At 40.5% G+C, this 913-nt stretch carries 3 protein-coding genes; all 3 read left to right on the forward strand.

Annotation, left to right across the window (positions count from 1 at the left end; translation table 11 throughout):
• Window positions 1-4: 4 nt before the first annotated feature.
• The 3 genes from rpmJ to rpsK are packed head-to-tail and all read left to right on the forward strand — an operon-like array spanning window position 5 to window position 912.
• Window positions 5-121 (forward strand): 50S ribosomal protein L36, encoded by a 117-nt coding sequence (rpmJ, locus tag NE544_RS11995; RefSeq protein WP_003866328.1) that lies wholly within the window; start codon window positions 5-7, stop codon window positions 119-121.
• Window positions 122-137: 16 nt separating this feature from the next.
• The gene (gene rpsM / locus NE544_RS12000) at window positions 138-503 is read left to right on the forward strand and encodes a 30S ribosomal protein S13 (RefSeq protein ID WP_117573903.1); all 366 of its coding nucleotides are present in this window, start codon (window positions 138-140) and stop codon (window positions 501-503) included.
• A gap of 19 nt (window positions 504-522) precedes the next feature.
• Window positions 523-912, forward strand: a complete 390-nt coding sequence (rpsK, locus tag NE544_RS12005; protein ID WP_118116871.1) for a 30S ribosomal protein S11 — start codon at window positions 523-525, stop codon at window positions 910-912.
• Window position 913: the final 1 nt, after the last annotated feature.

Consider the following 913-nt stretch of genomic DNA (forward strand, 5'->3'; position numbering starts at 1 on the left):
AAAGATGAAAGTAAGACCATCTGTTAAACCAATCTGCGACAAGTGTCGAGTAATTCGACGCAAAGGACGTGTGATGGTAATTTGTGAAAACCCAAAACACAAACAGAGACAAGGAAACTAAAGTAGGAGGAAACTAAATGGCTCGTATAGCAGGAGTAGATATTCCAAACGATAAACGAGTTGTCATTTCATTGACATACATCTATGGTATTGGATTGACAACATCAAAGAAAGTATTGGAAGAAGCAGGCATCAGTGAAGATGTTCGAGTAAAAGATTTAACTGAAGAACAATTAAATGCAATTCGTAAAACAATCGATGCAATCAAAGTCGAAGGAGACTTAAGAAGAGAAGTACAATTAAACATCAAGAGATTGATGGAAATTGGATGCTACAGAGGAATGCGTCACAGAAAAGGATTGCCAGTACGTGGACAAAGAACAAAGACAAACGCAAGAACACGTAAAGGAAAAGCCAAGACAGTGGCTAACAAGAAGAAGTAGTAGGGAAGGAGAGTAAAGAATGGCAAAAGTACAAAAGACACGTAAAAGACGTGTTAAAAAGAATATTGCGCGAGGATGTGCACACATTCACTCGACTTTCAATAATACAATCGTAACAATCACAGACGAAAGTGGAAATGCAGTAGCATGGAGCAGTGCCGGAGCATTAGGATTCAAGGGAAGTCGTAAATCAACACCATATGCAGCACAGTTAGCAGGAGAAGCAGCTGGAAAAGCAGCAATGGATCACGGAATGAAGACAGTATCCGTAGATGTAAAAGGGCCTGGACCTGGACGTGAAGCAGCTGTCAGAGCATTACAGGTAGCTGGTTTAGAAATTACAATGATCAATGATGTAACACCAATTCCACACAACGGATGTCGTCCACCAAAACGACCTCGTGGATAGT

It is taken from the genome of Holdemanella sp. MSK.7.32 (assembly GCF_024460475.1).
Classification (GTDB): Bacteria; Bacillota_I; Bacilli_A; order Erysipelotrichales; family Erysipelotrichaceae; genus Holdemanella.

Excerpts from the sequence above, each read along its gene's own strand:
- rpsM (WP_117573903.1), top strand. The coding sequence starts at position 138 with ATGGCTCGTATAGCAGGAGTAGATATTCCAAACGATAAACGAGTTGTC.
- rpsK (WP_118116871.1), top strand. The coding sequence starts at position 523 with ATGGCAAAAGTACAAAAGACACGTAAAAGACGTGTTAAAAAGAATATT.
- rpmJ (WP_003866328.1), top strand. The coding sequence starts at position 5 with ATGAAAGTAAGACCATCTGTTAAACCAATCTGCGACAAGTGTCGAGTA.